At 56.9% G+C, this 19,845-nt stretch carries 18 protein-coding genes and 1 pseudogene; 10 read left to right on the top strand and 9 right to left on the bottom strand.

Annotated elements, in window-relative coordinates:
* Positions 1–103: 103 nt before the first annotated feature.
* From yfiR to yfiB, 3 genes are read left to right on the top strand one after another with little or no spacing between them, the layout of a single operon-like run.
* Positions 104–679 carry a regulatory sequestration protein YfiR gene (gene yfiR / locus GYN01_RS20240; RefSeq protein WP_048365925.1) on the top strand — a complete coding sequence of 192 codons (576 nt, stop codon included), beginning with the start codon at positions 104–106 and terminating at the stop codon, positions 677–679.
* Positions 676–1,947, top strand: a complete 1,272-nt coding sequence (dgcN, locus tag GYN01_RS20235; protein WP_048365926.1) for a diguanylate cyclase DgcN/YfiN — start codon at positions 676–678, stop codon at positions 1,945–1,947. The genes yfiR and dgcN overlap by 4 nt, the downstream gene beginning before the upstream one ends.
* A 6-nt stretch (positions 1,948–1,953) precedes the next feature.
* Positions 1,954–2,457: an outer membrane lipoprotein YfiB gene (gene yfiB / locus GYN01_RS20230; RefSeq protein WP_203307671.1), complete on the top strand. Its 504-nt coding sequence runs from the start codon at positions 1,954–1,956 to the stop codon at positions 2,455–2,457.
* A 167-nt stretch (positions 2,458–2,624) separates the two neighbouring features.
* On the opposite strand, the pseudogene GYN01_RS20225 reads toward yfiB, so the two are convergent.
* Positions 2,625–2,765, bottom strand: a pseudogene (locus GYN01_RS20225) (LysR family transcriptional regulator); the annotation flags it as partial.
* A 58-nt stretch (positions 2,766–2,823) separates the two neighbouring features.
* On the opposite strand from GYN01_RS20225, the gene GYN01_RS20220 reads away from it, so the two are divergent.
* Positions 2,824–2,991 carry a hypothetical protein gene (locus tag GYN01_RS20220; protein WP_238936350.1) on the top strand — a complete coding sequence of 56 codons (168 nt, stop codon included), beginning with the start codon at positions 2,824–2,826 and terminating at the stop codon, positions 2,989–2,991.
* A 22-nt stretch (positions 2,992–3,013) separates the two neighbouring features.
* Here GYN01_RS20220 and GYN01_RS20215 read toward each other — a convergent pair whose 3' ends face one another.
* The 5 genes from GYN01_RS20215 to GYN01_RS20195 form a co-directional block, all read right to left on the bottom strand.
* On the bottom strand, positions 3,014–5,203 hold the full coding sequence (locus tag GYN01_RS20215) for a lipase family protein (RefSeq protein ID WP_203307670.1): 2,190 nt from the start codon (positions 5,201–5,203) through the stop codon (positions 3,014–3,016).
* A 12-nt stretch (positions 5,204–5,215) separates the two neighbouring features.
* On the bottom strand, positions 5,216–5,992 hold the full coding sequence (locus tag GYN01_RS20210; protein ID WP_203307669.1) for a hypothetical protein: 777 nt from the start codon (positions 5,990–5,992) through the stop codon (positions 5,216–5,218).
* Entirely contained in the window at positions 5,989–6,846 is an 858-nt protein-coding gene (locus GYN01_RS20205; protein ID WP_203307668.1) for a DUF4123 domain-containing protein, read from the bottom strand. Before GYN01_RS20205 ends, GYN01_RS20210 begins: the two co-directional genes overlap by 4 nt.
* Positions 6,843–8,918: a type VI secretion system Vgr family protein gene (locus GYN01_RS20200; RefSeq protein ID WP_203307667.1), complete on the bottom strand. Its 2,076-nt coding sequence runs from the start codon at positions 8,916–8,918 to the stop codon at positions 6,843–6,845. Before GYN01_RS20200 ends, GYN01_RS20205 begins: the two co-directional genes overlap by 4 nt.
* A 772-nt stretch (positions 8,919–9,690) precedes the next feature.
* The gene (locus GYN01_RS20195; RefSeq protein WP_048365935.1) at positions 9,691–10,638 is read right to left on the bottom strand and encodes a LysR family transcriptional regulator; all 948 of its coding nucleotides are present in this window, start codon (positions 10,636–10,638) and stop codon (positions 9,691–9,693) included.
* A 113-nt stretch (positions 10,639–10,751) separates the two neighbouring features.
* Between GYN01_RS20195 and GYN01_RS20190 the strand changes: the two genes are divergently transcribed.
* Positions 10,752–12,263: a CoA-acylating methylmalonate-semialdehyde dehydrogenase gene (locus tag GYN01_RS20190; protein ID WP_048365936.1), complete on the top strand. Its 1,512-nt coding sequence runs from the start codon at positions 10,752–10,754 to the stop codon at positions 12,261–12,263.
* A gap of 10 nt (positions 12,264–12,273) precedes the next feature.
* Complete coding sequence (gene mmsB, locus GYN01_RS20185; protein WP_203307666.1) at positions 12,274–13,161, top strand: 3-hydroxyisobutyrate dehydrogenase; 888 nt, start codon at positions 12,274–12,276, stop codon at positions 13,159–13,161.
* A 106-nt stretch (positions 13,162–13,267) separates the two neighbouring features.
* Here the strand turns inward: mmsB and GYN01_RS20180 are convergent, their stop codons facing one another.
* Positions 13,268–14,671 carry an amino acid permease gene (locus GYN01_RS20180; protein WP_048365938.1) on the bottom strand — a complete coding sequence of 468 codons (1,404 nt, stop codon included), beginning with the start codon at positions 14,669–14,671 and terminating at the stop codon, positions 13,268–13,270.
* A gap of 148 nt (positions 14,672–14,819) precedes the next feature.
* Positions 14,820–15,704 carry a LysR substrate-binding domain-containing protein gene (locus tag GYN01_RS20175; protein ID WP_048402726.1) on the bottom strand — a complete coding sequence of 295 codons (885 nt, stop codon included), beginning with the start codon at positions 15,702–15,704 and terminating at the stop codon, positions 14,820–14,822.
* A gap of 120 nt (positions 15,705–15,824) precedes the next feature.
* Between GYN01_RS20175 and GYN01_RS20170 the strand changes: the two genes are divergently transcribed.
* Positions 15,825–16,589: a sulfite exporter TauE/SafE family protein gene (locus tag GYN01_RS20170; RefSeq protein WP_203307665.1), complete on the top strand. Its 765-nt coding sequence runs from the start codon at positions 15,825–15,827 to the stop codon at positions 16,587–16,589.
* Here GYN01_RS20170 and GYN01_RS20165 read toward each other — a convergent pair.
* Positions 16,579–16,893, bottom strand: a complete 315-nt coding sequence (locus GYN01_RS20165; RefSeq protein ID WP_203307664.1) for a putative quinol monooxygenase — start codon at positions 16,891–16,893, stop codon at positions 16,579–16,581. The two genes, GYN01_RS20170 and GYN01_RS20165, sit on opposite strands and share 11 nt — an antisense overlap.
* Positions 16,894–17,093: 200 nt before the next feature.
* Between GYN01_RS20165 and mdaB the strand changes: the two genes are divergently transcribed.
* From mdaB to GYN01_RS20150, 3 genes are all read left to right on the top strand, one after another.
* Positions 17,094–17,678 (top strand): NADPH:quinone oxidoreductase MdaB, encoded by a 585-nt coding sequence (gene mdaB / locus GYN01_RS20160; protein ID WP_203307663.1) that lies wholly within the window; start codon positions 17,094–17,096, stop codon positions 17,676–17,678.
* 127 nt (positions 17,679–17,805) lie between these two features.
* Complete coding sequence (locus tag GYN01_RS20155; protein ID WP_048402722.1) at positions 17,806–18,717, top strand: LysR family transcriptional regulator; 912 nt, start codon at positions 17,806–17,808, stop codon at positions 18,715–18,717.
* A 115-nt stretch (positions 18,718–18,832) separates the two neighbouring features.
* Complete coding sequence (locus GYN01_RS20150) at positions 18,833–19,726, top strand: NAD-dependent epimerase/dehydratase family protein (protein WP_203307662.1); 894 nt, start codon at positions 18,833–18,835, stop codon at positions 19,724–19,726.
* Positions 19,727–19,845: the final 119 nt, after the last annotated feature.

The following is a 19,845-nucleotide window of genomic DNA, read 5'->3' as shown; positions in this document are numbered from 1 at the left end:
CGAAGGTAGGGCAGGTGCCGTAACGTGACGTGTATCACAGTCTATACAAGGGCTGTGCTATCGTTGCGGCATCATTCCTACATAGAAATCAGAGAATTCCTGCATGGATGTGGCTGCCTCGTCTTCAGAGCAGCGTGGTGGTGTGCGGCGATGGCTGCTTTCACTCTGCTTGTTTCTGTTGAGCACTCCCTGCTTTGCCCAACCTGAAGCGCCGATTAGTTTGGCTGATCAGCGTGCCAAAGCCGTGACGCAAGTGGTACTCGGCATTCTGAGCTACGCACGCTGGCCGATTGAACCCGCTCAACTGCAACTGTGTGTGGTCGGCCCCACCGAATACACCGATGACCTGCTCAAAGGCGCCACGCAATCCAGTGGCAGGCAGGTGTTCGTCCGCCGTTTGTTGGTGAACAATCCGACCATAGCCGACGACTGTAATGCGCTGTATTTGGGGAAGCTCTCAGACGAAGAGCGCAGCAGCCTGTTCAATGCACTTACGGGGCATGCGGTGCTGAGCATCAGTGAGGGCGGTGATCAATGCACGGTCGGCACGCTGTTCTGTTTGCGTGTGGCCGATGAGCAAGTGTCCTTTGAAGTGAACCTCGACTCCGTCGCCCGCAGCGGCGTGCGTATTCATCCCAGCGTGTTGCAGTTGTCGCGCCGCAGGGCGGCACAACCATGATCGCGCTCAATAACACCAAGCACCGACGCAGCTTGCGCTCTGTACTTAGCCGTGGGCATTTGGGGCTGGCGATGGTGGCGGTGACGATGGCCAGCGTGTCGCTGACCATCCTGGGCGTGATTGCACTGAAGGTGTACGCCGACCACAACTTGCACCTGATCGGGCGCTCGATCAACTACACCGTCGAAGCCGCAGTGGTGTTCGATGACAGTGCGGCAGCCACCGAAGCACTGGCCCTGATTGCGTCTACCGAGGCGGTGGCCGAGGCCAAAGTGTTTACCGCCGATGGTGAGCTGCTGGCGCAATGGAAGCGCCCGGAAACAGACCTGCTGTCTAAAGTCGAAATGCTGCTGGCCAACAGTTTGCTCGCGCAGCCCGTCACCCTGCCGATCCTGCATCAGGGGCGAGAAGTGGGCACCGTCACGCTCAGGGGCCACGGCGCCAACATGCTGCGGTTCTTGATCAGCGGCCTGCTCGGCATCCTGGTGTGCACGGTGTTAAGCGCCTGGAGTGCATTGTTTTTGTCTCGGCGCCTGCTCAATGGCATTACGGGGCCACTTCGTCAGTTGGCCGATGTTGCGCACGCGGCGCGCCGTGAACGGGCCTTCGACCGACGTGTACCTGCGGCCAACATCAAAGAGTTGAATAATCTGGGCAATGACTTCAACGCGCTGCTTGATGAGTTGGAGTCCTGGCAGAGTCACTTGAAGCATGAGAACGAAACCCTGGCGCATCAGGCCAGTCATGACTCCCTGACCGACCTGCCCAACCGCGCCTATTTTGAAGCACGGTTGGCGCGCACATTACGTGTTCTGAGCAAGGCCAACGAAAAAGCCGCCGTGCTGTTTCTCGACAGTGATCGTTTCAAAGGTATCAACGATACTTATGGTCATGCCGCAGGTGACGCCGTATTGGTGGCCGTGGCCACGCGTATCCGCGCCCAATTGCGTGAAGAAGACCTGGTGGCGCGTTTGGGCGGTGATGAGTTCGCAATCCTGCTGACGCCGCTGCACAAGACCGAAGACGCCGAGCGTATCGCTGACAAGATCATTGCCAGCATGCTGGCGCCGATTGTTTTGCCCGATCAGACGCAGGTGGTGACCTCGCTCAGTATCGGCGTTGCGGTTTACCCCGAACATGGTGCCACCCCGGACTCCCTGCTCAATGCCGCCGATACTGCGATGTACCAGGCCAAGCGGATGGACCGGGGCGGCCAACACCTTTCGCAAGTGCAGCAGCTTGCGTCCCCCGCAAATACAAGGAGCTAGACACCTATGCGTGCTTTTACCCAGCGTTACTTACAGTTTTTTGGCTTCACCCTGTTGCTGGCGACGCTGGCATTGAGCGGTTGCCAGACGGCCCCGCAAAAAGGCCTGAGCCCGGCGCAAATCGCTGTGCTCAAACAGCAGGGTTTTGAGTTGACTGACGAAGGCTGGGCGTTTGGTTTGTCAGGTAAAGTCCTGTTTGGCAGCGACCTTGAAGTGCTGAACGCGCAGAGCCAGGAAATCGTTGAGCGCATTGGCACTGCGCTGCTGGCGGTGGACATCCAGCGCGTGCGCGTGGATGGACACACCGATGCTTCGGGGCAGGAGTCCTACAACGAACAGCTGTCTGTGCGCCGTGCCAACAGTGTGGTCAAAGCGCTGACCAAGGTCGGCATGCGTCCTGAAAATATCCAGGTGCGTGGCCTGGGCAGTCGTGAACCTGTGGCCTCGAACAAAACCCGCGCCGGGCGCACCGAAAACCGCCGGGTCGCGATTGTCGTCATCGCCGACTAAACCCATGCCTGGCGCACGTAAATACGGCAGCCGCTGACGTGTCATGCGCGGCTGCCTCGGGGCGCGTAGCGGCCGTAATGTCATTCAAAGCGCGGCGGCTGATACGCCGCAGTCACCCGATATACGACCGCTGCGCAACCGATTGAGCCGCGTGCCTCAGGTCCGTTTCAATCGGCAAACGTTAACTCCCGTGTTTCGCCCAGCAGCAACGGACCGTTAAGCTCCGTCACCTCGCGGATGTAATCCCACAGCAAGGTGATGCGTTTCAACGTCCTCAAGTCCTCGCGGCAGTGCATCCAGAACTGCCAGGGAGTAAGGGTTAACCCAATGATCACGGGGGCTACGCAGGGACAAGTAGGCGAACTCATGGCCTACGCTGCAAAGCTTTCTGAGGCTTCTTGGAAGCGCTGGTTGCTGAGCCTCGGGGTTGTCACTGGCGGGCGACTCAATGAAATTTCGCAGTTGACCACGAGTGATATTCAGACCCTTGAATCGGGTAACCTGCCGGATATCTTGCAGGGAGCCATTTCGTAGCGTTGCCTGCTATCGCTTTGTTTCAGACGATTGAATCAATATCAAGCGTGTGTGCAGCGCCGATTGGGCGACCTAATATTGACGCGAATAACTCATGGTCGCTTTCGACAGCGGGCGGCGCCATGGCCAATTGTTCGGCTACCCTGTTTTCTGGGTGCGCCTCCCAGCGAAGCAAGTTGTCTGCCAGTACTTCAGGTTGCAGTGAAAACGAGCCGTAGACCTTCGCTCCGTCAACCTTATCCTTATGCACGGTCGCTAATCGGTCGCGGGTCTCTCGCACTTTATCGACCTCTCGGTTGAATGCATCAACTACTGGTTCGTGGGTTTCACGATACTTCTCACCACGACCCCGCAAGTCATTGCGTTTACTGCGCAACTGCTCGGTAATTCGTGTCAGAGCACCATCTATGAAGTCGAATTCACGGTCGGTAACCAGCGAGCTCTTGAGCTTCAGCGATTCCTGCGCACGTTTAAGAGCGGCCCAGCTACTGGGGATATAGCCCCCCACCATTGAATGATTGCCACCATGAAAAAACTGAGAAATCAAACCGGGGCGGTTGGGCAGGCCATTGATTTGCTGCACAGACAACGAGCAGGCGGCGTGCTGGGTAATGGTGTCGCAACCAGGCTCCCAGAGGATCGAAGATTTCTCTTTGCCTCCAAGCTCCACCGGAAAGAAGTGACGCAACTTGCCGTGGTGCTCATAGGGTTCACCGCTAAGGTTGGTAATGCCCGCAGAAAACACGGCGAGCCCCGTAGGGACGTTTAAGAAGGTTAAAGCTGCCCCTGTCGCATAGACCGAGGTCTTGGTGTTCATCCATGTTCCAGGCACGCTCGGCACTGGGTCGTTATGGTTGACCATGCGGTAATGCACTAAGTCAGCAGCCCCTTTTACAAAGGTAGCGTCAGCAGCTCTTGGGGCACCGTAGGTGTACAGCACGATGTCGACTTCATATTCCTTCTGACGGCGTAGCATCTCCGAGAGCAGCAAGGTAATTGCTCCCCCCAAGCTGTGACCACAGACAATCAGCTTCTGTCCGGTGTGGAACTTGTCGAGATACTTCATCGTGAGGTCATAGACCTTCAGCGCAGCCTCATAGAATCCTCGATGAACCTTACCCGCGCCTTCCGCAAAGGGTACTTGGAGTGCATCGGCATCACGGAGCCCATCCGCTAACTTTTCATTGGTGCCGCGTACCGAAATCAGGATCAGCTCATCGTTATGCGTGATAAACGCTTGGGTGTCGGTATTATCAATTTGGTCTCGATCATCAAGGAAATGAATATTGGCCGGATGCTCCTGCTTTTCTTCTAAATCAGGGCTGTTCACTGGGTATAGGTCAGGATCAAACGGCACGACTTCCAGACGCTTGGAGTACGGTACATCTTCGTAGAGCGGGTAGTACGCCTTGGATTGGGCTGGGTCGGCTTTCCAGATTTCATCGAACTTGGCCAATGCGTCACCAAACCAGTTACCCATGCTTGGTTTTTGCGGGAAACTTACTTTTTTGTCTTTGATGGGCGTTTTATCTGGTGCCTGACCAAATGGGTTGTAGCTCAGGGTGGCCATAATGGCGAGCTGATACAGATTCAGCGCACAGAACTGTGAGTCGGTGGAGAGCATCGGACGTAGAGCACGTAAAGGGCGAACCTCCAACACGTTGTGCTTGTTGGGAAGCAGGCAGACACCGTGCTTGCCATGCTCGCGCATCAGCGTGGCCCAACCATGATTGAGTGGAAAGTGACACTCGACTTCAGGCGGTAAATGCGCAACATGGTCAACCAAGTGGCGTACTTCGACTTGGCAGAAGAAGTCCGCACAGGCTTGCGCCGGATTGCTTTGGGTTCGTGAGCCGTCTTTATGAAAGTAACGAGTTTGCTCGGCGCGGACTTGAAGTTCGGTTATTGGGAGTGGGTAGTTAGGTCTTTGCATCCGGCGAACATAGGTCAGCTCTTGTCCTTGATATTGCTCTTCGAGCATTAAGACGATTGGACCCGCAAAGTGATTTTCTACCTTGCCTGTGCCCGTGGTGTCGAGCTTGCCGGTGTATGGGTGACCCTCCGTATCGATAACTTTATAAGACAGCCCAGCATAAGATCGCCCCTCGCCAAACTCATCCACTAACTGAAAGCTGGTCCATTTACCTTGAACAGGGCAGGTAAACATACGGCTGTTTAGCGGGTGCTTCAGTTCTTCATCCAAAGTGCTCATTGAGTGATTTCCTTATTCGGTACAGCCTGGGTAAATGGTACAGTCGCGGCCATCTGGCATTTTGAAACTGCTGAAGTCTTTATGGTTTCCGAAGCAATAAGCGTCTTGATCTTCAAAACTTTTCCCCATACAGCGCTTCCAGCCATTCGGGACCTTGACCCAAGTGTCTCCCCAGCCGGGCCTTTCCTCATCAGCCAGCTTGATCTTCAGCTTTACGGTTTTACCCGGCAGTTGATCCAAGGTGTAAGCCCCAACAGGGCGCCCTTTCGTCACCATGCCCTGATCGTCAACTTTTTTGCAATCGAGGAGTTTTCTTATATATCGCTTAGGGCCTACAGTACGGAATAGCCATTGGCACTGACCATTTATGGCACTTTCTCCAGCAGGATCAAAAGCTCCTTTGTATTGTTCTTCAAGTTGCTCTCTAATAATAATCATTGCTGAATCTGCGCCGAAGTCTCCACGATATTTTCCATAAGTTCCGTAGATATCCAGTTCGAAGCGATAAATAGCCAGTCGGCAACCTTCAACGGTTCGGTAGATGGGGATTTCAGAGTCGATCTTGTATCTTTCTTTGTGGTCTAAATGCCATCTTTGATTATAACCAACGTCGGGTTTTTTAACCGTACAGGTTTCTCCCTTGACAGGTGCATATTTGGCTACGGCCTGATAAGTGAAGTTCGGAGGGAGGTCAGCCGTAAAGGTGAAGCTTTCCGACTTCCCAGTAGCACACCCTGCTGTCAGGACTATGCAGCCTCCCGAGAGCAGGGCTTTAAGTACTTGCTTCATAGCGGGGCATCTCCTTGCCAAAATTGTGTTGTCTGATAAACCCGCTCGAAATGAGCTGCCGGAGTTTCATCAGGGCGGGCTTGCCAGCGCTCCGCAAGCGTACCGTCTGTTTCCTTTAAACTCTGGACCATCAAGAACTCCAGTTGCTCCGGTGCTTGCCAACCCCAAGTGTCAGCCAAGGCCAACAGAGTGCTGAGCCATAGATCGGGGTTTTGTTGTTCAGCAATCCGGGCGTAGGCATCCAGATGTTCGGCCAGCAAGTAGCGACGGGCATTGACCTCGCGTATGTGTGCGGACTGATCGCCCTCAACGGGAACGTCACACCATGCAGGGCTTTCAGGAGCGGGATGGTTACCCGGTGTGGGATTACTGAGCATTTCCCAGCGCTGACCTTGCCAGTAGCAGACGCTGATAATGGGCCCCAAGTACCCCGCAATAGCCCCAGTGGCTAAGTGCTTCAGTGCGCGGGTCAATACTCGGTTGTCATGGAACCGATAGAGCGCTTGATACGGTCTCGTCCCGACAATCAGACGTTCACGCCAATGTTTGACCAGCTCCTGTAGCCCTGCCTCAGGTGGAATACTGGCAAGCCATCCCCAGTTCCTTTCAGGGGCCTTGAGCAACTCATTCAAGCGCCCATCTTCCGGGTTGTCGATAAGGAACATGAAGGGCCCTGCATCCGCCAGATCTGCGACCGGTGTCTCGCTGTACACACTGCAATACTGGTCAGCGTCTTGAGAATCCAACAGAGCCTGACGTGTTTGGCGTTCGTCCTCGGAGTCCAGAATCAGGCATAAAAAATGCCCGAGTTGGCGTTGTTCGATCATCCATTGCTGAGGAGACCTGTTGGTCATGCTGTGGCTCCCTCAATCAGACAAACACCATTTTTGCAGGCCTCGCAGATCGGGCAGAAATCAGGGCTTTTAACTTTTGAGATGGCCATCAGAGCGTACTGGGAAGGGGCAATCATAGGCGGGAGCGCGGTAGGAACCATTAGCGCAGTTAATGCACCCGGCAATATTGGATTGGCCGCAGTTCCTCCAACCGGGGCACCGCCGAGTTGTATATCGGAGCTGCTGAAGATCCCACCGGGACCAATCACGATGTGTTGACCACCGGCTTTTAAGGTAATACTGGCGCCCGCATCCAGAATCAGATTGGCTCCGGATTTGATGTGGACTTCCTGTCCTGCTTCGACGACCAGTGTTTGCCCGACACGGGTATGACTGCTGCTACCTACCAACAAGTAGTCGTTGGCTTTGAGTTGGACTTTTCGGTCTGCGGTGACAGTGCGTTGCTCTTCAGCTTCCAGCACCGCGATGCTGTTGCCCTTGATGATTTCCTTACGTTCGTTACCGACTTCTAAGCGACTATCGTGTTCAACCTTCTGTTCCATGTCCCGCTGAGCGCGCAGGTAGATCAACTCTTGGCCGCTACGGTCCTCCAGGTGCAATTCGTTGAAGCCCGTGCTGTTTGGTGAACTGCGGCTGCGAAAGACGCTGCGGGTCTTGTGGGCGGGCAGTTCGTAGGGGACGGGATTAGCACTGTTATTCAGGCAACCACTGATCAGGGGGGAATCGGGGTCACCCTCCAGGAATGACACCAGTACCTCCATGCCGACCCGAGGGATTGTTACCGCGCCATGGCTGTTGCCCGCCCAACTGGAAGCGACTCGCAGCCAACAACTGCTTTTGTCATTGGTCTGACCTTCGCGGTCCCAATGGAACTGCACCTTAACCCGCCCGTGTTGGTCACAATGTATCTCCTCACCTTTGGGACCGGTAACCAAAGCGGTTTGACTGCCAAGTATCCGAGGCTTCTCATAGGCCTGCTGTGGGCGATAGAACACATCCCACGGAGTTGCCGTGAAGGTGTTGCGGTAGCCCTGATGGAAATCGTCCTTACGGTCACTGGTGTCGCTGGGAAGGCTCTCCTCCAGAACCTGAGGTTGCAGGCCTTCGTGGCGAATAGAGGTCAGTAGCCAGAGGTCATTCCACTCTTGGCGCGGGTGTTGCGACAGTTCAAGAAAGTGGCCGCTGACCAGTGTGGGTTGATCACTTTTACCTTCGGCCTGACGGTAATCTGCTCGATGGCCTTCCAGAGCTCTCTGGCTCAACAATTTGCCTCGTTCGCGCTGAGTAAAACCACCGGGGTATTGGTAGTCTTCCAGGTCAGGCTGTCTGCCTCGGGCGGCAGGGCGATAGTCCGCCTCCAGCGTGATGCGGGCCTTTTCAAAGTCGTAATCACGTTGCGTTGTTCGACTGGTTCGGGTCGCAAGGCGCAGGTTAAAGCGTTTGACTACGGGCTCATCGGCGACCAAGCCGCTGTCCTGCACATAGGCCGTTGGCCTGCCCAGCTTGGGGAATATGGTTTGGTCGTCACCAAATACCAGTGCGTGACTTTGTTGCGAATGCTGAAAGTGGTAGTGGATACCTTCCTCCCAGCACAGACGCTGAATGTAGTACAGGTCGGATTCGTTGTACTGGACGCAGTAATCACGTGCTGGATAGATCGAGCCCAACTGAAATCGGTAGGTGTCACTTTGGATACCATGCTCTTCAAGAATCTGCGCGATGATCTGCGGGACGGTTTGTTGTTGGAAAATCCGTAGGTTGGTCCGATGCGCCAAATAGGTTAACTGCGGGACCAGCGTAAGGCTGTAACGGGTCAGGCGCTTACCGGAGTCACCCTGTGCAACACGGTAAATCTGCCCATGAATACCTGCGTCACTGTCGTTGAATGCCAGAAAGGCTTGCTTGTGCAATAGATTTTCGATGTCCAAATCAGGACGTTCGCTGACCAGTTCCAGATCAAAAGAAAAGGGAGCGCTAATAGATTCTTGGCCGGTGAATGAGAGGATCTGAAGGTCGTGCTTGAAGTCGCTGATGGTTAGGCTGAAATCCGTTTTAGGGCTTGCGTTGAACATCCACTGCTCCCTTCCAGGCATGCAGCGTAGTCCCACATACACGGGGCCAGCGAACTATATGCCTGTGAGTTTGTGAGAAAACCAAAGCGAGCCAAGCTAACAAGCTATGGAAGGAAAATATGTAGGAAGCGTCCTGAATGCGAGCTGAATTGTCCTTGGTTCAGGGTGTCGCTTGGGAAGGCGTTGGTTCGGGAGTTTTGTCACGTCTGCATGAGCTTGATCTTGGAGGTTTCAAGCAGCCGCAGTTTTAAAACTCCTCACTATAGGGAAGAAGGGCATTCCGTCCGACTGACTTATTGATGAGGAGCAACACGATGCTGACACTTGCCGAACTGGACCGACAGCGCATCACCACACGCCAAGTTGACAACGATTTTATCGCGGGAACCTGGGACCTTGCCTGACCCAACCGTCCGGCCAACACACCTTCTTGATATCAACACTTGGTCGAAGGCCTTCAGGGGGGGTGTCGTCTGCGTTCTACTGGGTGGCTGTGACGGGTGCTCTCGTGGTGGTGCTTGCAAGCCTCTTCGAGAATCTGGCAGAAAAATCTCTCTGGTCACCTCATTACTATAAACACCGTCGATTCCCCCGTAGCCCGGCGCACCTGCATAGGTCCTCAACGCGCTTGTGGGCGCCTCTGTAGGCCGAAGCATTCAGTGTCTGCGGATACCGTCCGGCTGTCACAAGTTGCGTACCAAGGCCTGTCACAAACCGTTGCCAAGAACTATTGACCTCGCTACGAAGTTGCTCCCTTACTCCTTGCAGGCACTCAGTCTGCAAACCGAAGGATATGCGTTTCGCCCAGCAGCAACGGACCGTTAAGCTCCGTCACCTCGCGGATGTAATCCCACAGCAAGGTGATGCGTTTCAACTTCCTCAAGTCCTCGCGGCAGTACATCCAGAACTGCCGCGTGAGGTTGATTTCGTTCGGCAATACCGGCAGTAAACGCGGATCTTGCGCCGCCAAAAAGCACGGCAGGATGGCCAATGAGCGGCCTTGCTGTGCGGCGACGTATTGCGCGATCACGCTGGTGCTGCGCAGGTTGGCGCTGGCGCCGGGCAGTACATTGGCCAGGTACAGCAACTCGGAGCTGAACGCCAGATCGTCGACGTAACTGATAAACGGATGCTCGGCCAAGTCTGAGGCCCGCACAATCGGTGGATGCGCGTCGAGATATTCCTGCGTCGCGAACAGTTGCAATCGGTAGTCACACAATTTGCAGCACACGTACGGCCCATGTTCCGGGCGCTCCAGCGCAATCACGATATCGGCCTCGCGCTTGGACAGGCTGATGAAGTGCGGCAGCGGCAGGATATCCACCGAGATCGCCGGGTAGGTGTCCACAAAATGGCTGAGCTGCGGCGTGATAAAGAAACTGCCAAAACCCTCGGTGCACCCCATCCGCACATGCCCCGACAACGCCACGCCCGAGCCTGAAACCTGCTCGCACGCCATGTGCAGCGTGCTCTCGATGGACTCGGCATACCCCAGCAAACGCTGACCTTCGTTGGTTAACGTGAAGCCATTGGTGCGCGACTTCTCAAACAACAAAGTGCCGAGTGCGGCTTCCAGCGAACTGATGCGTCGAGACACCGTGGTGTAGTCCACCGCCAGTCGCTTGGCGGCGGTGCTGGCTTTGCGGGTACGGGCCACTTCGAGAAAAAACTTCAAGTCATCCCAGTTCAATGCGCTTAACGATGTGATGTTTTTTTGCATGTTAGACCGGCTTTTATGTGCGTTCTTATTAGAAGAACGCACACCTATACTCCAAAAACAGTCCCGCGACCAACCCGGCGCCCGCTCCCATAAGAATAATTTCGGAGACCTTCATGACGGCTTCTACCCCGTATCAAAACGCCCGCCTGCTGATTGATGGTGAGTGGATCGAGTCGCAGACCACCGAGTGGCACGACATCGTCAACCCGGCCACTCAGCAAGTATTGGCCAAAGTGCCGTTCGCCACCGCCAGTGAAGTGAACGCAGCGATTGAAGCGGCCCAACGCGCCTTCCAGACCTGGAAGCTGACGCCGATTGGCGCACGCATGCGCATCATGCTCAAGCTGCAAGCACTGATTCGTGAACACTCCAAGCGCATTGCCGCAGTCCTTAGCGCCGAGCAAGGCAAAACCATTGCCGACGCCGAGGGCGATATTTTCCGTGGGCTGGAGGTGGTTGAGCACGCGTGCTCCATCGGCACCCTGCAAATGGGCGAATTCGCTGAAAACGTTGCGGGCGGGGTGGACACCTACACACTGCGCCAGCCAATAGGTGTGTGCGCAGGCATCACCCCCTTCAACTTCCCGGCCATGATCCCGCTGTGGATGTTCCCGATGGCGATAGCCTGCGGTAACACCTTCGTGCTCAAACCTTCGGAGCAGGACCCACTGTCGACCTTGATGCTGGTAGAGCTGGCGCTCGAAGCCGGGGTGCCGCCGGGTGTGCTCAACGTGGTTCATGGCGGCAAGGACGTGGTCGATGCGCTGTGCACCCACGCCGATATCAAGGCCGTGTCGTTTGTCGGCTCAACCGCCGTCGGCACCCACGTGTATGACTTGGCCGGTCGTCATGGCAAACGCGTGCAATCAATGATGGGCGCCAAGAACCATGCCGTGGTGCTGCCCGACGCCAACCGCCAACAAACCCTCAATGCACTGGTGGGTGCCGGTTTTGGCGCAGCCGGTCAGCGCTGCATGGCCACCTCCGTGGTGGTGTTGGTGGGCGCGGCCAGGCAATGGCTGCCAGACCTCAAGGCGCTGGCGCAAAAACTCAAGGTCAACGCCGGCAGCGAGGCGGGCACCGACATTGGCCCGGTGATCTCCAAGCGTGCGAAAGAGCGCGTGCTGGGGCTGATTGAAAGCGGTATCAAAGAAGGCGCAACGCTGGAACTCGATGGTCGCAACGTCAGCGTGCCGGGTTTCGAGCAAGGCAACTTTGTTGGCCCGACCCTGTTTTCGGGCGTAACCACTGACATGCAGATCTATACCCAGGAAATCTTTGGCCCTGTGTTGGTGGTGCTAGAGGTCGATACGCTTGAGCAAGCCATCGCGCTGGTCAACGCCAACCCCTTCGGTAACGGCACCGGTTTGTTTACCCAAAGCGGTGCGGCGGCACGTAAGTTTCAGAGCGAAATCGACGTTGGGCAGGTCGGTATAAACATTCCGATCCCGGTGCCGGTGCCGTTCTTCAGCTTCACCGGTTCGCGGGGTTCCAAGCTGGGGGATCTGGGGCCGTACGGCAAACAAGTCGTGCAGTTCTACACCCAGACCAAGACCGTCACCAGTCGTTGGTTCGACGATGACAGCGTGAATGATGGCGTTAACACCACCATCAATCTTCGTTGAGGAGCGCGTCATGAAAATTGCATTTATAGGCTTGGGCAACATGGGCGCACCGATGGCGCGCAACCTGCTGAAAGCCGGGCATTCGTTGAATGTGTTTGATTTGAACCACGCTGTTATGGCCGAGCTTGCTGACCAAGGCGGTCATATCAGCGCCTCACCGCGTGCAGCGGCGCAAGGTGCTGAACTGGTGATCACGATGCTGCCGGCAGCCGCGCATGTGCGCAGTGTATGGCTGGGCGACGAGGGCGTTTTGGCGGGGATAGGCGAGGGTGTTCCGGCAGTGGATTGCAGCACCATCGACCCGCAAACCGCGCGCGATGTGGCAGCCGCAGCGGCCAAACAAGGTGTGCACATGGCCGATGCGCCGGTGTCTGGCGGCACCGGCGGCGCTCAGGCGGGTACGTTGACCTTTATGGTCGGCGCGCAGCAGGCGCTGTTCGACACCTTGCACCCGGTACTCGCTCAGATGGGGCGCAACATCGTCCATTGCGGGGATGTGGGCACCGGCCAAGTGGCTAAAATCTGTAACAACCTGCTGCTGGGCATCTCAATGGTGGGTGTCAGTGAAGCCATGGCGTTGGGCGCGGCGCTGGGCATCGACATGCAGGTGTTGGCTGGGGTGATCAATAGCTCGACGGGCCGCTGCTGGAGCTCTGAAGTCTATAACCCGTGGCCGGGCATCGTGGAGACGGCCCCTGCATCGCGGGGTTACACCGGCGGTTTTGGTGCCGAATTGATGCTTAAGGATTTGGGGTTGGCCACCGAGGCGGCACGTCAGGCGCACCAGCCCGTGGTGCTGGGCGCCGTGGCTCAGCAGTTGTATCAGGCCATGAGTTTGCGCGGCGAAGGCGGCAAAGATTTCTCGGCCATCATCAACAGCTACCGCAAGCCTGAATAACGACTTTTCCGGGAACCCGCGTCGGGCGGGCTTCCCGGTTTTTTGCGTCGAATAAAAAACCCCGGAACTCAACGAGCGCCGGGGTTTTTGTGTGCCTGAGTCACGTTTAACGCAGAGTGGCCAATGGCTTACCGGTGCGCAGACGCAGCAGGTAGAAGACATAAATGATCAGCAGCCATACCGGGATCGCATACACCGAGGCGCGAACGTCGGGGATCATCCAGATTACGGCGACGATCACGGCCATGAAGATCAGGCATACGATGTTGCTCAATGGCGACCAAAAGGCTTTGAACGAAGGCACCACGCCTTGCGCGGCCATCGCTTTACGAAACTTGATATGGGTGAGGCTGATAAGTGCCCAGTTGATCATCAGTGACGCAACCGCCAGCGAAAACAGCAACTCCAGCGCCTTGTGCGGTGCCACATAGTTCACCACCACGCACAGCATCGTCACCAGCGCCGACACGCCCAGTGCCCGCAACGGTACACCGTTTTTGGTCAGCTTCATCAGCGCTTTGGGCGCATCGCCCTGTTTGGCCAGGCCGAAGAGCATGCGGCTGTTGCAGTACACGCCGCTGTTGTAGACCGACAGCGCTGCGGTCAGCACCACAAAGTTGAGGATTTGCGCTGCGGTGTTACTGCCGATCAACGCGAAAATCTGCACAAACGGGCTGCCGCTGTAAGCATCGCCGGATGCACCCAGGGTCACCAGCAGTTGATCCCACGGGTACAGCGCCAGCAGCACGGTCAGCGCGCCAACGTAGAAAATCAGCACCCGGTAAACCACCTGGTTGATGGCCTTGGGGATGACTTTCTTCGGTTCGCTGGCTTCGGCGGCGGTGATGCCCACCAGCTCCAGACCGCCGAACGAGAACATGATGAACGCCATTGCCATCAACAGACCGGTGCCACCGTTGGGAAAGAAGCCGCCGTGGCTCCACAGATTGCTGATGGACGCTTGCGGGCCGCCGGTGCCGCTGAACAACAGATAGCACCCGAGGATGATCATGCCGACAATCGCCACCACCTTGATGATGGCAAACCAGAATTCCATTTCGCCGAAGACTTTCACGTTCAAGGTATTGATCAGGTTGACCAACACAAAGAACACCACCGCGCTGACCCAGGTCGGCACTTCAGGCCACCAGAACTGGATGTATTTGCCCACAGCGGTCAGTTCGGCCATGCCCACCAGTACGTACAACGCCCAGTAGTTCCAGCCCGACAAAAAGCCTGCGTAACCGCCCCAATACTTGTGCGCAAAGTGACTGAACGAGCCTGCGACCGGTTCTTCGACGATCATTTCGCCCAGCTGGCGCATGATCAAAAACGCGATAAACCCGGCAATCGCATAGCCAAGGATCATCGACGGTCCGGCCGATTTGAGTACGCCCGCCGAGCCGAGGAACAGCCCTGTGCCAATGGCGCCGCCCAAAGCAATCAGCTGGATATGGCGATTTTTCAAGCCGCGCTTGAGTGTGATGGGGGGAGCGTTGTGGTCAGCCATCAGGTGCCCTGTTCGTTGTTGTTTTCGGCGCGCAAAGAAAATCAGGCCGGGTGTCAGCCAGCCATCTGCACAATGAAGTGCGCGATAGTACCCCCGGTAAAAATGCAGGCATACCGTTGTGCGGGTTTTCGGGCCAATTCTTACTGGATTACAGACCCGATAACGCCTTCAGGAGTGCCTGCGCATAGGCGGGTAAGTGCGCAAACGAGCGGGCACACAGCAGCAGCTTGCGATCGGCCCACGGCTCGTTCAGCTCAACCACTTTAAAGGTGCGCGGTGCTTGCCAGCGCTCGATAGTGGCGCGCGGCACAATCCCCAGTCCGGCACCGCGGGCGACCATGCGCAATACACCGTCAAAACCTTCGGCCCGAATACGCGTCTGCATGCGATAACCGCAGTGCAGTGCTTGTTCTTCCAGGTACACCGCCAGTGCGCTGTGGGCCGCCAAGCCGACATACGCGTGGCTCAGCGTGGCAGTGAAACTCAGCCCGTGTTGCTGCGCCAAGGGATGGTCGAGCGGAATCACCAGCATCAGTGGGTCATCGCGGAACGCCAGGGTTTGCAGGTCTTGGGTGTCGACGGCGTCAGAAATGATCCCGATGTCGCCAGCGTCCTGACGCAGCGCGTGGGTGATGCGCAAGCTGGTCAACTCGTGCTGATCGACACTGATGTGAGGGTGTTGGTGTACAAAGTCGGCCAGCAGTTCGGGCAAGTATTCAGTGAGTGCGGCGGTATTGCACAGCAAACGCACGCGGCCTTTGAAGCCTTGGGCGTACTCGCTCAAATCATGGTTCATGCGCTCGACCTGTTGCAGCAGCAACCGGGCATGTTGCGCCAGTGCCTGACCGGCGGGCGTGGGGCTGATTCCGCGTCGGCTGCGCTGCAATAATTCAACGCCTAGCGAGGCCTCGATTGCCCTGATTCGCGCGCTGGCGGCGGGCAGCGATAAATGACTGAGGCGGGCGCCCGCAGTGATGTTGCCTGCCTGCACGATGTTCACAAACAGGCGTAGATCAATCAGGTCGACGTGCATCACGGGTGTCCTGTTTCTTGTCGGCGCAGCCTTCGGTCAGTGTCTGCCTATCGCTGGACAATAGGCTGCCTCAAGCAATTGCGCATTTTCAGCGGGTATCGGGTGGCTCAGCATACGCCCATGAAAACATTAATCGAGTTTTACCAAACGCTGGGCTGGGCCTTGTCATTGCTGGTGATGGTCACCTTTTTACTGGCGGGCACGGTCAAAGGCATGATCGGTCTGGGCTTGCCTACGGTCGCGATGGGGATGCTGGGTTTGGCTATTGCACCGCCACAGGCTGCGGCGTTACTGATCATCCCGTCGCTTGTGACCAATACCTGGCAATTGGCCGCAGGCGGGGAGTTGCGGGGGCTGATCAAGCGCTTGTGGCCGATGCAGGTGGGCATTTTCGCGGGCACTGGCTTCGGCATGCTGTGGCTCGGCGTCGATGGCGGCAGCGGGGTGGTCCGGGCCTTGGGCGCAGCGTTACTGCTGTATGCGCTCAGCGGATTGCTGTTGCCTGCCCTGCGCGTGCCGCTCGCCCATGAAGCTTGGCTTGGGCCGCTCTGCGGGATCGTCACGGGCCTTATCACCTCGGCCACCGGCGTGTTTGTGATTCCGGCGGTGCCGTATTTGCAAGCATTGGGGCTGAGTAAGAATCAGCTGGTGCAAGCCTTGGGGTTGTCCTTTAGCGTCTCCACGTTGGCTCTGGCTGCCGGGCTTTATGGGCGCGGCGGCCTGGGAGGCGGTGAGCTGACTGCGTCGTTGCTGGCGCTGTTGCCTGCCATGGCGGGCATGTGGCTGGGGCAATGCCTGCGTCAACGCGTGAGTGCCACGCTGTTCAAGCGGGTGTTCTTTATCGGCATGGCGCTGTTGGGCACCCACCTGTTGATCAGCGGTTAGCGCTAGACGGGCTGAGCATGTCGATCATGCGCACTTCAAAGTCGCGGGCGAGGTAGTCCATGCGGGTCTCGAAAAACTGCTTCATGTGGGGCAGGTTTTCGTGCACGGCGAGGTGTTCGCGTGATTGCCAGATCTCGTAAAAGATGAACAGGCTCGGGTCTTGCTGATCGCGCAGCATGTGGTATTCGATGCAGCCCGGTTCAAGGCGACTTGGCGCAACATATGAGCGAAACAGCGCTTCAAAGTCGTCGGATTTCTCGGGTTTGGTGTAGGCGTGCAGAATAAATCCGTGCAATGAACTCATCAGGTTGGCTCCTCTCATCAGTGGTTTTAAAAGGCTACGGCAACAATCGAGCTGGTATTCGTGCTTTTAGAGCAAATGTAATTTGCTCGGGCACGGGTGTTTCCTAAAGGAGAGGCTCGATAGTGTGGCGGTCACTTTTAAACGTTTAACACCCAACGCCGCTCAACAGCGCAGAGGGTTAATTCCTGACGAGGCTGATGATGAAAAAAATTCTCCTGCTTAACGGCGCTAAAAAATTTGCGCATTCGGACGGTCGTTACAACCTGACCATGCATGACACCGCGCTGGCGTTTTTTGATCGCCACGGCTTTGAAGTCAAAGTGACCCATATCGACGAAGGCTACGACGTGGCCGAAGAAGTGCAGAAGTTTGTGTGGGCTGACGTGATCATTTATCAGATGCCGGGCTGGTGGATGGGCGCGCCCTGGATCGTTAAAAAATACATCGACGAAGTGTTCACCGAAGGCCACGGCAGCCTCTACGCCAGCGACGGCCGTACCCGTTCCGACGCCTCCCAGCGTTACGGCAGCGGCGGTTTGGTACACGGCAAAAAATACATGTTGTCCCTGACTTGGAACGCGCCACAGCAAGCATTTGACGATCCAGCTGATTTCTTTGAAGGCAAAGGTGTCGATGCGGTGTACTTCCCGTTTCACAAAGCCAACGAATTTTTGGGCATGAGCGCCTTGCCGACCTTCCTCTGTGTTGACGTGATGAAGCGCCCGCAGCCTGAGGTGGATGCCGCACGCTACGAGCAGCATTTGACTGAAGTGTTTGCTTCCTGATCGCTGCCCGGGCACGAGGCTGCGATCGGGTGTTGCCACGCGTAGGGGTGGCACCTGGAAATAAAGCCCGCAGCCTCGTGTGGCTCGCCAGCGACTACAATCATTGGCTATCCAATGAGGGGCCGATGTGAAAGCCAGATCTGATGAGCTGCAAACCTTTGTGTCGGTGATTGAGTGCGGCTCCATTTCGGCCGCTGCCGAGCAGGCCGGGCAAACGCCTTCGGCCGTCAGCCGTACGCTGTCGCGGCTCGAAGCCAAGCTTGAGACCACGCTGATCAACCGCACCACGCGGCGCATGGACCTGACCGAGGAGGGCAAGTTCTTCTTCGAACAGGCCAAGCTGATTCTTGAGCAGATGGATGAACTGGAAGAGCGGCTGATTTCGCACCAGCGCACGCCTTCGGGGCGTTTGCGCATCAATGCGGCTTCGCCCTTCATGCTGCACGCCATCGTGCCGTACATCCGCGAATTCCGGGCGCTGTACCCGGACATTCAGTTGGAGCTAAACAGCAACGATCTGATCATTGATCTGCTGGAACAAAGCACCGACATCGCCATTCGCATCGGCACGCTGGCCGACTCCACCCTGCATGCCCGTTCATTGGGTTGCAGCCCGCTGAACATCCTCGCCAGCCCTGAGTACATCGCAGCTCATGGTGCACCCCGCAGCGTTGCAGACCTGGCGCATCACACCTTGATCGGCTTCACCCAGAACGAGGGCCTGAACCAATGGCCACTGCGTTATGCCCAGGGCGACCGCTGGCCGATCCAGCCACACATCAGCGCTTCCAGTGGCGAAACAGTGCGCCATCTGGCGCTGCAAGGGCAGGGCATTGCGTGCCTGTCGCATTTCATGACGCATGAAGACATCAACGCCGGACGCTTACAGGTGGTGTTGAGTGAATTCAACAGCGGCTACCGTCAGCCCATTCATGCCGTGTACTACCGCAACTCGCAATTGGCGCTACGCATTCAATGCTTTCTGGACTTTATCCAGACCAAACTCGCGAGCTATGCAGCCCCTTACTTCAAAAGCTAAAGCCAGCACCTGATTCGTGATCTGTGCGCAAGATTGAATTGGCCTGCGGCGCCTTTTTCGCCCGCCCTGGCTCTTTGATACTGGCGCCATCACTTATTCAATCGGGAGTTTCTCCATGAAGGTTTTTGTCACAGGCGCAGCGGGTTTCATTGGTGGCTCGATTGCCACTGCGTTGGTTAAAGCAGGGCATCAAGTCACGGGGCTGGTACGCAGCACCGATCAAGAACAGGCCATGCTGGCGCTGGGTATCACCCCGGTGCTGGGCGCGCTTGATGACAGCGCGTTGCTCGCCCGGCAGGCCCAGCAGGCCGATGCGGTGATCAACGCCGCCAGCAGTGACCACCGGGGCGCGGTGCAAGCCTTGCTCGATGCGTTACGCGGCAGCGGCAAAGTGTTTTTGCACACCAGCGGCTCCAGCATCGTGGGCGATGCGTCGGGCGGCAAAGCCAGCGACGTGATTTATTACGAAGGTCAGTTGCCTGAACCCTCCGTGGACAAGGCTGCACGGGTCGCGATCGACAACCTGGTGCTGGCGGCGGCCCACGACAACGTGCGCTCGGCGGTGATCTGCAACACGTTGATTTACGGCCACAGCCTGGGCGTGAAGCGCGACAGCGTGCAATTGCCGCGCTTGCTTAAACAGGCGCGTAAAAGCGGGATCGTGCGCCACGTCGGCACCGGGCAAAACATTTGGTCCAACGTGCACATCGAAGACGTGGTGGCCTTGTACTTGTTGGCGCTTACGAAAAATCCGGCCGGTACGTTCTACTTTGTCGAGAGCGGCGAAGCGGCGTTTGCCGACATGAGCGACGCCATCGCCCAAACGTTGGGTCTGGGTCAGGCCCACGACTGGCCATTGGCCGACGCTGAAGCCGAATGGGGCTATGAAATGGCCAACTACGGGTTGGGTTCCAACAGCCGGGTGCGCGGTAAAAATGCCCGTGAGCTGCTGGGTTGGGTGCCTGAACGCACCAGCGTCGTGCAATGGATCAAACACGACATGCTTTGACACCTATTGCGTGTCACCGCTGGCGCAGGCCGCGCAGCCTGCGCCAGCATCAGTGGTTTTGTGGGCGCTCGCGCATTTTTTATTGTGTGGTTTGAAAACGGTTCTGAAATCAGACAATG

Origin of the sequence: Pseudomonas weihenstephanensis (assembly GCF_016812185.1) — a bacterium.
In the GTDB taxonomy this organism is placed as follows: Bacteria; Pseudomonadota; Gammaproteobacteria; order Pseudomonadales; family Pseudomonadaceae; genus Aquipseudomonas; species Aquipseudomonas weihenstephanensis.
This window is presented reverse-complemented; position numbering and strand designations above follow the sequence as displayed.

What these genes read in the sequence shown, in the direction of transcription:
- yfiR (WP_048365925.1), top strand. Translation starts at nt 104, where the DNA reads ATGGATGTGGCTGCCTCGTCTTCAGAGCAGCGTGGTGGTGTGCGGCGA.
- dgcN (WP_048365926.1), top strand. Translation starts at nt 676, where the DNA reads ATGATCGCGCTCAATAACACCAAGCACCGACGCAGCTTGCGCTCTGTA.
- yfiB (WP_203307671.1), top strand. Translation starts at nt 1,954, where the DNA reads ATGCGTGCTTTTACCCAGCGTTACTTACAGTTTTTTGGCTTCACCCTG.
- GYN01_RS20220 (WP_238936350.1), top strand. Translation starts at nt 2,824, where the DNA reads ATGGCCTACGCTGCAAAGCTTTCTGAGGCTTCTTGGAAGCGCTGGTTG.
- GYN01_RS20215 (WP_203307670.1), bottom strand. Translation starts at nt 5,203, where the DNA reads ATGAGCACTTTGGATGAAGAACTGAAGCACCCGCTAAACAGCCGTATG.
- GYN01_RS20210 (WP_203307669.1), bottom strand. Translation starts at nt 5,992, where the DNA reads ATGAAGCAAGTACTTAAAGCCCTGCTCTCGGGAGGCTGCATAGTCCTG.
- GYN01_RS20205 (WP_203307668.1), bottom strand. Translation starts at nt 6,846, where the DNA reads ATGACCAACAGGTCTCCTCAGCAATGGATGATCGAACAACGCCAACTC.
- GYN01_RS20200 (WP_203307667.1), bottom strand. Translation starts at nt 8,918, where the DNA reads ATGTTCAACGCAAGCCCTAAAACGGATTTCAGCCTAACCATCAGCGAC.
- GYN01_RS20195 (WP_048365935.1), bottom strand. Translation starts at nt 10,638, where the DNA reads ATGCAAAAAAACATCACATCGTTAAGCGCATTGAACTGGGATGACTTG.
- GYN01_RS20190 (WP_048365936.1), top strand. Translation starts at nt 10,752, where the DNA reads ATGACGGCTTCTACCCCGTATCAAAACGCCCGCCTGCTGATTGATGGT.
- mmsB (WP_203307666.1), top strand. Translation starts at nt 12,274, where the DNA reads ATGAAAATTGCATTTATAGGCTTGGGCAACATGGGCGCACCGATGGCG.
- GYN01_RS20180 (WP_048365938.1), bottom strand. Translation starts at nt 14,671, where the DNA reads ATGGCTGACCACAACGCTCCCCCCATCACACTCAAGCGCGGCTTGAAA.
- GYN01_RS20175 (WP_048402726.1), bottom strand. Translation starts at nt 15,704, where the DNA reads ATGCACGTCGACCTGATTGATCTACGCCTGTTTGTGAACATCGTGCAG.
- GYN01_RS20170 (WP_203307665.1), top strand. Translation starts at nt 15,825, where the DNA reads ATGAAAACATTAATCGAGTTTTACCAAACGCTGGGCTGGGCCTTGTCA.
- GYN01_RS20165 (WP_203307664.1), bottom strand. Translation starts at nt 16,893, where the DNA reads ATGAGTTCATTGCACGGATTTATTCTGCACGCCTACACCAAACCCGAG.
- mdaB (WP_203307663.1), top strand. Translation starts at nt 17,094, where the DNA reads ATGAAAAAAATTCTCCTGCTTAACGGCGCTAAAAAATTTGCGCATTCG.
- GYN01_RS20150 (WP_203307662.1), top strand. Translation starts at nt 18,833, where the DNA reads ATGAAGGTTTTTGTCACAGGCGCAGCGGGTTTCATTGGTGGCTCGATT.